The sequence below is a fragment of the Limnoglobus sp. genome (assembly GCF_059499385.1).
This window is the reverse complement of record NZ_JCABYM010000102.1, coordinates 21603-31014: the sequence shown is the minus strand read 5'-3', so window position 1 is coordinate 31014 and position 9412 is coordinate 21603. Positions and strand designations below refer to the sequence as shown.

The 9412-nt window shown below is 66.2% G+C and carries 10 protein-coding genes; 7 read left to right on the top strand and 3 right to left on the bottom strand.

Going from position 1 to position 9412, the window contains the following annotated elements; translation table 11 throughout:
• Window positions 1–182: 182 nt before the first annotated feature.
• From AC5JJ2_RS17890 to AC5JJ2_RS17880, 3 genes are all read left to right on the top strand, one after another.
• On the top strand, window positions 183–1151 hold the full coding sequence (locus AC5JJ2_RS17890; protein ID WP_495859385.1) for a rhomboid family intramembrane serine protease: 969 nt from the start codon (window positions 183–185) through the stop codon (window positions 1149–1151).
• A 5-nt stretch (window positions 1152–1156) separates the two neighbouring features.
• Window positions 1157–1378 (top strand): FmdB family zinc ribbon protein, encoded by a 222-nt coding sequence (locus AC5JJ2_RS17885; protein WP_495859384.1) that lies wholly within the window; start codon window positions 1157–1159, stop codon window positions 1376–1378.
• A gap of 210 nt (window positions 1379–1588) precedes the next feature.
• Window positions 1589–1900: an ArsR/SmtB family transcription factor gene (locus tag AC5JJ2_RS17880; RefSeq protein WP_495859383.1), complete on the top strand. Its 312-nt coding sequence runs from the start codon at window positions 1589–1591 to the stop codon at window positions 1898–1900.
• A 32-nt stretch (window positions 1901–1932) separates the two neighbouring features.
• Here AC5JJ2_RS17880 and AC5JJ2_RS17875 read toward each other — a convergent pair whose 3' ends face one another.
• Both AC5JJ2_RS17875 and AC5JJ2_RS17870 read right to left on the bottom strand, forming a co-directional pair.
• Window positions 1933–2889: a diacylglycerol/lipid kinase family protein gene (locus tag AC5JJ2_RS17875; protein ID WP_495859382.1), complete on the bottom strand. Its 957-nt coding sequence runs from the start codon at window positions 2887–2889 to the stop codon at window positions 1933–1935.
• The gene (locus AC5JJ2_RS17870) at window positions 2886–3974 is read right to left on the bottom strand and encodes a sugar kinase (RefSeq protein WP_495859381.1); all 1089 of its coding nucleotides are present in this window, start codon (window positions 3972–3974) and stop codon (window positions 2886–2888) included. The genes AC5JJ2_RS17875 and AC5JJ2_RS17870 overlap by 4 nt, the downstream gene beginning before the upstream one ends.
• A gap of 150 nt (window positions 3975–4124) precedes the next feature.
• Between AC5JJ2_RS17870 and zwf the strand changes: the two genes are divergently transcribed.
• Genes zwf through AC5JJ2_RS17855 form a run of 3 tightly spaced genes read left to right on the top strand, consistent with a single transcriptional unit; the run spans window position 4125 to window position 7208 of the window.
• Window positions 4125–5597 (top strand): glucose-6-phosphate dehydrogenase, encoded by a 1473-nt coding sequence (gene zwf, locus AC5JJ2_RS17865; protein WP_495859380.1) that lies wholly within the window; start codon window positions 4125–4127, stop codon window positions 5595–5597.
• Between the two features lie 4 nt (window positions 5598–5601).
• The gene (gene purE, locus AC5JJ2_RS17860; protein ID WP_495859379.1) at window positions 5602–6120 is read left to right on the top strand and encodes a 5-(carboxyamino)imidazole ribonucleotide mutase; all 519 of its coding nucleotides are present in this window, start codon (window positions 5602–5604) and stop codon (window positions 6118–6120) included.
• A complete protein-coding gene (locus tag AC5JJ2_RS17855; RefSeq protein WP_495859378.1) occupies window positions 6117–7208 on the top strand; it encodes a 5-(carboxyamino)imidazole ribonucleotide synthase in 1092 nt (363 codons plus the stop codon). Before purE ends, AC5JJ2_RS17855 begins: the two co-directional genes overlap by 4 nt.
• Window positions 7209–7217: 9 nt before the next feature.
• Here AC5JJ2_RS17855 and AC5JJ2_RS17850 read toward each other — a convergent pair whose 3' ends face one another.
• A complete protein-coding gene (locus AC5JJ2_RS17850; RefSeq protein ID WP_495859377.1) occupies window positions 7218–8234 on the bottom strand; it encodes an FAD:protein FMN transferase in 1017 nt (338 codons plus the stop codon).
• 43 nt (window positions 8235–8277) lie between these two features.
• On the opposite strand from AC5JJ2_RS17850, the gene AC5JJ2_RS17845 reads away from it, so the two are divergent.
• Window positions 8278–9357: a formylglycine-generating enzyme family protein gene (locus tag AC5JJ2_RS17845; protein WP_495859376.1), complete on the top strand. Its 1080-nt coding sequence runs from the start codon at window positions 8278–8280 to the stop codon at window positions 9355–9357.
• Window positions 9358–9412: the final 55 nt, after the last annotated feature.

Below are 9412 nucleotides of genomic sequence, written 5' to 3'. Positions count from 1 at the left end.
CTTCCGAAGTCCGGCTTCGACTTCGGAAGTCGATCCCGCGCAGGGGCGGTCCTTCTCGTCCGGATGCGTTCCGGCCTCGCTCGACTTCCGAAGTCGAAGCCGGACTTCGGAAGTCCGTTGCTTTTCTCCTCCGCGGAACTTTGCTACACTCTCGTGAACCCGTCCCCCGCCGCGGACCACCGATGGGACTGTACGACCGCGAATACTACCGCGAGGAACACGCCCGCCGGGAGGCGTGGCAGATCGGCCCCGTCACCCTCGGGCTGATCGCCGTCACCGTCGCCGCGTTCTTCACGCAGCTCGCGACGATGAACCCCCGCGAGTTCGGCCGGTGGTTCGACCCGCTCCTCTACTGGGGCGGGTTCTCCGCGGACAAAATTCTCGAAGGGCAGGTCTGGCGGCTCGCCACGTCCATCTTCCTGCACCACCCGTTCGACAGCCTCTGGCTCGTCGCCGTCGGCCTCATCATCCTCGCGTACTGCGGCCGGAACGTGGAAGGCACTTACGGCCCGAAGGAGATGTTCTGGTACTACTTCTTCACCGGGATCGTCACGCAACTCGCGCTGTTCGCGGTCAGCGTGGCCCGGCCGTTCAACTTCGTGCCGCCGGAGCCGGGGTACGGGTGCGGCGGGGCGGTCGCGGCCGTCATGGTGCTGTTCGCGGTCCACTCGCCGAACCAGCAGGTGCCGCTGGTGTTCGGCAACGTCCGGGCCGGGACGCTGGCGTCGATCATCATCCTCGGCAACATGGCCCTGTTCGTCGCGTCCGGGTTTCATTACTTTAGCGCCATCCCGGTCCTCGCCGGGGCGGCGTTCGCGTTCGCCTACCACGAGTTCGGGTGGCGGGTGTCGAACCTGGTCCCGGACCTGCCGGGGCTACGGAAGCAACCGGCCCGGTCGCCGGTGAAGAGCCGGCCGCTGTTTCAGACCGGGGACGTGGAAACGCCCTCGCCGTCGCCCCAACCGCGGCCGATGCCAGCGAAGTCGCCCGCCCCCGTGGCCGCGGCGGCGGGGCCGGTCGATGAGCAGTTGGAGGCACAGCTCGACCGCGTCCTCGGGAAGGTCGCGAAGAACGGCAAGGAGAGCCTGACGGCCGACGAGAACGCGATCCTCATGCGGGCGAGTGAGATTTACAAGAACCGCCGGAAGTGAAACTGATGCCGCTGTTCCGCTACACCTGTGAGAAGTGCGACGAGTCGTTCGAGCAGATCGAGTCGAATTCCGCCGTCGCGACGAAAGTGACCTGCCCGAAGTGCGGCAGCCCGAAGGTCGGCCGCGCGTTCGGCCTGCCCGCGAAGCCGACGCCCGCAGCCGCGACGAACTGCCGGGGCGACGGCCCGCCTTGCGGCATGTCCTACTGTGGCCGAAAATCCGACTGACTCTCCGGGAGGTCGGGTCGGATTTTTCCACATCCCGCCGGAAGAAACGCGATTAGCTTCAAATCCGCGTGTTGCCTTGCTCAATAATGTAGATAAGATGATCTAACCTACCGAGTGGTCTTTCGACCGCTTACCTTTCCCCCTCCGTTCCTCTCCATCGGCCGGGTGGTGGGAAGGTTACCGCTGTGTTCGCCCTGGGATTACGTTGAAATGACCGACCCGAAGTTGGCAAAAGAGTGTGCGGAACTGTTGCAGGCGATCGCCGAACCGAACCGCATTCGCATCATCGAGTGCCTGCGTACCGGCTCGAAGAACGTGACGGAACTGGCAAAACTGCTCCAGGTGGAAATCGTCAACGTGTCGCACCACCTCGGCGTGCTCCGGCAGGCCGGGCTGGTCCAGGACGTGAAGGACGGCCGGTTCGTGGTGTACTCGCTCCACCCAGACCACTTCAACAACGAGAGCACGAAGGCGACGTTCCTCGACCTGGGCTGGTGCCGGATCGAGATTCCCCATAACTGATGAGTCGGATGGATTTCTGCAACCCGCCCGGTTCAACCGGGCGGGTTGCGTCGTTTTTGGATCGGGAGGAACCGGTCCGCTCCGTAAAGCTGCGGCGCGAATACCTCGACACGCAACCGATTCGGCAGTACTGCCACCTCGACCTCCCGAACGCAATCGCCGGGCACGGCGAACATTTCCCCATCGGTGTGGACGCAAAGCGGCCCGTCGCCGCGGACCGTCGCCCGCCGGCAGCGGCCGAACGTCAGCTTCGGGTGTGTGATCGGAAGGTCGCCGGAGATCATTGCCGGCAGGTGGCGGATCAGTTCCCAGCGTTGAATCGACCCGACGTGCAGCCAGTCGAACAGCCCGTCGTCGAGGGACGCGAGCGCGGCGAGCGGGAACCCGCCCTCGCGCTGGCCGAGGCCGAACGAAAGGACGAGCGTTTCCAACTCGCGGGCCGCGTCGTCGAGAGTGACGGTCACCTTCGGCGACGCGAAGTGGCGGATGAGCGTCTTCACCACCGCGACGGAATAGAGCGCGACACCGCGAAGCCACCGAATCTTGCGGGCCTCGATCGTGACGTGGCCGTTGAACCCGAGGCCGCAGCCGTTGACGAAGAACCGGTCCCGCCCGCCGCCGCGGACGATCCCGACATCGACGAGCATCGGCGTCAGCTCGGCCCACGCCCCGCCGCGCGTCCACCAGTCGAGGACGCCGAGGGTGAAGGCGTAGTCGTTCGCGGAGCCGAGAGGGATGACCGAGAAAAGGACATCGGGCCGGTTCGCGCGGAGAAGCCCTTCCGCGACCTCGTGAACCGTGCCGTCGCCCCCGGCGGCGATCACGCGCTCGAAGGTTGAAGCGGCAACCTTCGCCAACTCGACGGCGTGCCCGGCGTGGGTCGTCGGCAGGAACGTCGTTCCTTCAGGAAGCCGCGCCCGCAGGTCAGCCTCCCACTTCGCGGCCTTGCCGCGACCCGCCGCCGGATTGAAGATGGCACAACTCCTCACCGTTGCACGCGGGCGGAGCCGCCCTTCGCGAACGCCTCGACTTCCTCCAGCGTCGCCTGCGTCACGTCGCCGGAATAGGTCGTCAGGAACGCGCCGTGCGCCCACCCGAGCCGCAGCGCCTCCTCCGGCGGCCGGCCGGTGATGAGGCCGTAAATCAGGCCCGCGGCGAACCCGTCGCCGCCGCCGATCCGACAGACCACGTCCAGGTGGCACGTCGGGCTGACGTACTTTTGCCCGTTCAGCCAGAGCACCGCGGCCCAGTCGTGGCGGTTTGTCGAATGCACCTCGCGGAGCGTCGTCGCCACCATCTTGATGTTCGGGAACTTCTCGACGGTCCGGTCGATCATCGTGAAGAACAAGTCCGGGTCGAGCTTCGATTCGGCCTGCTTCGTGACCTCGGGGCCGGCGATGCCGAGGCCCTTCTGCAAGTCCTCCTCGTTCCCGATGAGGCAGTCCACGTTGCCGACGATCTCCCGCAGCACCTGCGGCGCGGTCGCCGCCCCGCCCGCGACGGCCCACAGCTTCGCCCGGAAGTTTAGGTCGAACGACGTGATCGCGCCGGCCGCCTTCGCCGCCTTCATCCCTTCGAGGATGAGCGGGGCCGTCGTCTTCGAGAGCGCCGCGAAGATGCCGCCGGAGTGAAACCACTTCACGCCGGCGGCGTGGATCGCCTTCCAGTCGAAGTCGCCGGGCTTGAGCATCGCCCCGGCCTCGTTCGACCGGTTGTAGAAGACGACCGGCGGCCGCACGCCCTGGCCGCGGTCGCTGTACACGGTGGCGATGTTCGGGCCGTACACGCCGTCGTGCTGGAAGTGCTTGAAGAACGGCGTGACGCCGCACTCGCGGACGCGGGCCTGGACGAGGTCGCCGATCGGGTAGTTCACCATCGCCGACGCGATGCCGGTCTTCAGCCGGAAGCAGTCGGACAGGTTGGCGGCAACGTTGTACTCGCCGCCGGACACGTGCAGGTCGATCGCCCGCGCCTTGCGGAACGGGATGATGCCGGGGTCGAGCCGGTGGACGAGCGCGCCGAGGGAGAGGAAGTCGAGGGCACAGGCGTCCGTGCGGACGGGCAAGCTGCTCATGTAAGCTCCGAGGGGTTCGAGGTAGCGAAAGTGTACGGACCGAAACTGCCGCCGGTCAGCGGGCGGGCGGCCCGTCGCCCGCTTGCACGCGGCCGGGCCGTCGATACGATGCTCCTCACACCCGTCTCACACTCGAACCGGCAGGCACGCATGGCAACTCCGCTCACGGTGGTCATCTTCGGTGCGACCGGCGACCTGACGTTCCGGAAGCTCGTGCCGGCCCTGTTCAACCTCGCCCGCCGCGGCCGGCTGCCGGACCACGCCCAGATCGTCGGCACCGCCCGGACCGCGCACACGGACGAGTCGTTCCGGGATCTGATCGCGCCGAAGGTCAAGGAGATCATGGTCGCCGCGAAGGAGCCGTGGGACGACGCCGAGTGGGCGAACTTCGCGAAGCGGCTGCACTACGTCAGTTCAGACGGCACGAAGAGCGGCGGCCTCGCCCCGCTGACGAAATGGTTCGAGCAAACCGAGGGGCCGGCCGGCGGGCAGCGCGTTTACTACCTCTCGGTGTCCCCGGAGTATTACCCGGCCCTCGTGAAGTCTCTCGGCGAGGACGGCTACCAAAAAGAGAAGGGCGGCTATCGACGGCTGGTCGTCGAGAAGCCATTCGGCCACGACCTGGCGTCCGGCAAGAAGCTCAACGAGGCGCTCCACGAATTCTTCCAGGAAAACCAGATTTACCGCATCGACCATTACCTCGGCAAGGAGACGGTTCAGAACATCTTGATCTTCCGGTTCGCGAACACGCTGTTCGAGCCGCTGTGGAACTACCAGTACATCGACCACGTTCAGATCACCGTCGCCGAGCAGGTGACGGTGAAGAACCGGCTCGACTACTACAACAAGAGCGGCGTCCTCCGGGACATGTTCCAGAACCACTTGTTGCAGGTGATGGCGCTCGTCGCGATGGAGGGGCCGAACAAGTTCAGCGCCGACCAGCTCCGCAACGAGAAGATGAAGGTGCTGGACAGCGTCCGCATCCCGGAGGCCGGGGACATCGCCAAGCACGTCGCCGTCGGCCAGTACGCCGGCTACCTCGACGAGCTGGAGAAGGCGACCGGCTCCCGCGAGTCACGGACGCCGACGTTCGCGGCCATCAAGCTGTTCGTGGACAACTCGCGGTGGAAGAACGTGCCGTTCTACGTCCGGTCCGGGAAGGGGCTGAAGGCGCGGTACAGCGAGGTGATGATCCAGTTCCGCTGCCCGTCGCACCTGATGTTCCCGCTGCCGAAGGACGAGGTGTTGCAGTGCAACCGGATGACGTTGGTGTTACAACCCAACGAGGGCATCCAGCTCAATTTCCAGACGAAGGTTCCCGACGTGGACGGCGTCCGGCTTAAGCCGCGGGACCTGAACTTCAACTACCGCGAGGCTTACGAGACGCACGCCCTGCCGGAAGCCTACGAGCGGCTGTTGCTCGACTCGATCCAGGGCGAGGCGTCCTTGTTCATTCGCAGCGACGAGATCGAGCGGGCGTGGGAGATCATGGACCCGATCATCGCCGCGACGCAAACCCACCCGGACCTGAAGCCGGAAAGTTACCCCATCGGGTCGCAAGGCCCGGCGTCCGCCGACAAATTACTGGAGCAGAGCGGCAAGCAATGGCAGCCGATCAAGTGACCCCATGAGCGAACTCGTCCCGTTGCCCACCCACCCGCTCGTCGGCGTCATCATGGGGTCGCGGTCCGACTGGCCGACCATGCAGGCCGTCGCCGAGACGCTCGACGAGATCGGCGTGCAGTACGAGGTCGAGGTCGTGTCCGCGCACCGCACGCCGGACAAGCTGTTCGACTACGCCGAGAGCGCCGAGGAGCGGGGTCTCGAAATCATCGTCGCCGGGGCCGGCGGCGCGGCCCACCTGCCGGGCATGTGTGCCGCGAAAACCGTGCTTCCGGTCCTCGGCGTGCCGGTCGAGTCCGCAATCCTGCGGGGCGTCGATTCGCTGTTGTCTATTGTGCAGATGCCCGGCGGCGTCCCGGTCGGGACGATGGCCATCGGCAAGGGCGGGGCGAAGAACGCGGCGCTCTTCGCCGTCGCGATGCTGGCGAACAAGTACCCGCAGCTCCGGGAGAAGCTCAAGGACTTCCGCCGGAACCAGACGCAAGACGTGATCGACCACCCCGATCCGAGGGTCGGCCCGTGAGAGTCGGCATCCTCGGCGGCGGGCAACTCGGCCGGATGCTGGCCATGGCCGGGCAGCCGCTCGGCATTTCGTCCACCGTCCTCGACCCGTCCGCCGACCCGTGCGCGGCTCAGGTCTGTTCCCATATCCGCGGCGAGTTCGACGACTTCCAGTCGCTCTACAAGTTGGCCCAAGTCTCGGACGTTATCACCTACGAATTCGAGAACGTCCCCGTCGAGTCGGCCCGGTGGCTGGCGGAGCGGCTGCCGGTTTATCCGCCGCCGGAGGCGCTCGAAGTCTCGCAGGACCGGCTGACCGAGAAGGCGTTCTTCCAGCGGCTCGGCATCCCGACGTGCGAGTTCGCCGGGATGGAGACGAAGCCGGTGTTCGACCTCGCGATGAAGCGGATCGGGCTGCCCGCGGTGCTGAAGACCCGCCGCTTCGGGTACGACGGCAAGGGGCAACTCGTCCTGCGAACGGTCCACGACATCGAGACGGCGTGGGAGACGCTCGGCGGACGGCCGCTGATTCTCGAAGGGTTCGTGCCGTTCGGCCGGGAACTGTCCGTGATCGCCGTCCGTGGCCGCGACGGGGAAGTGGAAGTCTACCCGCTAACCGAGAACGAGCACCGCGAGGGGATGCTTCACAAGTCTCTCGCCCCGGCTCCGAACCTATCTCCTGCCTTGCAGAAGCAGGCCGAAGAGTACGCGCGGCGCGTCCTCGACGAGTTGAACTACGTCGGCGTGCTGGCGATCGAGTGGTTCGACGTGAACGGCCAGCTCGTGGCGAACGAGATGGCCCCGCGAGTCCACAACTCCGGCCACTGGACGATGAACGGCGCGGTGACGAGCCAGTTCGAGAACCACATGCGGGCCGTGGCCGGGTACGGCCTCGGCTCGCCAGCCGCGGTCGGGCACTCGGTCATGTTCAACTGGATCAGCACGCACCCGCCGTTCGCGGACGTTCTGAAGCTGCCGCACGCGAAGCTGCACTGGTACGGCAAGGAACCGCGGCCGCGGCGGAAGATCGGCCACCTGAACGTCAACGTGCCGACGGCGGCCGACCGCGACGCGGCGGTGCGGGAGTACGAGTCGCGATTCATTGGATGACGGGTCGAATCACTTTTCCGTCACAAACTTCGCGAACCGTTTCGATTCCGTCACGACTTCCTTCGCGTCTTCGCTCTCCTTCGTCACGAGGTACATCGCCGCGCCGTCGATCTTCTCGATCACGTCGAGTGCGTTTGGCATCAGGCTCGCCGCCTTCGTCAACCCGTCCGCGAGATAGCCCTTCGGCGCGATCACCGTCGCCCGGCGGAACCCGGTCAGCCCGCGGCCGGTCTTAGGGTCGAGCAGGTGCGAGTACCGCACGCCGCCGATCTCCACGAACTGAAACAAGTCCCCTGAAGTTGATACCGAGGCGCTCACGAGCTTCACCGTCTTCTTCGGCTTCCCCGCCCCGATCGGCGCGATGTCCACGAGCCAGCCGTCTTTACCCGGCGGCGCGTCGCCGACGGTGATGTCCCCGGCGGCCGCCACGAGCGATTGCGGGAAGCCCTGCTTCTTCAGCACGGCCAGCGCCTCGTCCGCCGCGAACCCCTTGCCGATGCCGCCGAAGTCGAACCGCATCCCGGCCACCTTCAGCCGCACAGTCTTTCTCTCGCGGTCGAGTTCGACGTTCTTCCACCCGACCTTTGCGAGTGCCGCCTTCAACACGTCGTCGGCCGGCAGCTGCTTCACCTTCCGCGCCTCCCGCCAAAGTTTGCTCAGCGGCCCGACCGTCACGTCGAATGCTCCGTCGGACAGCTTCGAGATTTCGAACGAATGCGCCAGCACGCGCGCCAGGTCGCCGCTGACCGCGAACGCCTTGCCCGGCTCCTTGTCGTTCGCGGCGCACAGCTTCATCGCCTCGCTCGACGCCCGGTAGTCGCTCATCACGGCTTCCAGTTCCCGCACCCGCTTGAACGCCGCCGTCGCCGCCGTGATCGCCGCGTCCTTGTCCGGGCCGTACAGCACGACGCGGAACACCGTCCCCATGTGCGGCTCCTCGAACTCGAACCGCGTCGGCTCGGCCGCGGACACTTCCGCCGCGACGAGGAAACCTGCTATAACAGAAGCAACCCCGGATCGACTCATGCCTCGGCCCTCGCGAACGGCCCTCTTTCGAGACGATACCACCATGACCCGCCGATTGAAACTGCTCGCCGCGTTCACCCTGTCCACGGTCGCGGGGACGGCCGCCCTCGTCCCGGCGAAGGACGACGCGAAGGCGCTCGAAACCCCGGCCGATGCGAAGGTCCCTGCCAAACTCGACCTGCCGCCGAAGACCTTCACCGAGACGCTGCCCGGCGGCATCAAGTTCGAGATGGTCTACGTCCCCGGCGGCACGTTCGACATGGGCAGCCCGGAAACGGAGGCCGGCCGCAAGGACGACGAGGGGCCGCGGCACAAGGTCACGATCAAGCCGATGTGGGTCGGCAAGACCGAGGTGACATGGGACGAGTTCGACCGGTGGGTGAAGAACGAGTCGATCGTCGTCTACCCGAAGGACGCGCCGTTCCCGAAGACGGCCGACGCGCTGTCCCGGCCGACGCCGCCGTTCGTGCCGGAGGACTACAACCACGGGCACGAGGGCTACCCGGCCATCTGCATGAGCCACCACGCGGCCATGATGTACTGCCACTGGCTCCGCATCGTCACGAAGAAGGGCTACCGGTTGCCGACGGAAGCGGAGTGGGAATATGCTTGCCGCGCCGGGTCGGACAAGGCGTACTCGTTCGGCGACGCCGTCGCGAACCTTGGCGAGTACGCCAACTACCAGGGCAGCACCGAGAAGGACGACGAACGGCCGAAGGGGACGACGATCAAGTGCGGGACCAAGAAGCCGAACGCCTTCGGCCTGTTCGACATGCACGGGAACGTCGCCGAGTGGGTGCTCGACAAGTACGACGCCGACTTCTACAAGAAGTCGCCGGCCGTCCAGCCGGTGAACAAGCCGGGCGACCAAAAGTGGGGCCACGTCGCCCGCGGCGGGTCGTTCAAGGACGCGGCCGAGAAGGTCCGGTCCGCCGCCCGGCTCGTGTCCGGCCACGCCTGGATGAGGAACGACCCGCAGTCCCCGCGGAGCATCTGGTGGTTGACGAAGCGCGACGAGATCGGCTTCCGCGTCGCCTTGCCCGTCGAGGAGCAGAAGGAGCTGGTCGGGTTGAAGCCGATGGTCGTGAAGAAGATCGAACACGACCCGGTGGAAGATAATTAGTTGCCCCCGCGATTCCGAGTGATTAACCTCGTCTATCCTCTTTCCGAACCGGAGA